General features: G+C 66.4%; 1 protein-coding gene. It reads left to right on the top strand.

Annotated features, from left to right (window positions below; genetic code table 11):
• On the top strand, positions 1–232 hold a 232-nt coding region (locus tag SB725_RS34155), incomplete at both ends, for an HD domain-containing protein (RefSeq protein WP_410923820.1).

Raw genomic sequence — 232 nt, forward strand, 5'->3', positions numbered from 1 at the left:
CTGGCGGCGTTCTTCCACGATATCGTGCATATCTGCCAGCAGGATGCCGAGAACATGGGCGGCTTCGGCGTGGTCAGCCATGCGCGCCTGGGGGCGGACTACCTGCGCCGGGCGGGTTTCAGCGAACGCCTGGCACGGCTGGTGGAATACCACGTCCAGGCCAAGCGCTACCTGACCTTCAAGGCCCCCGGTTATTACCAGCGGCTGAGCGAAGCCAGCCGGCGCACCCTGG

The sequence above is a fragment of the Pseudomonas sp. SIMBA_041 genome (assembly GCF_046535095.1).
GTDB lineage: Bacteria > Pseudomonadota > Gammaproteobacteria > Pseudomonadales > Pseudomonadaceae > Aquipseudomonas > Aquipseudomonas mucoides.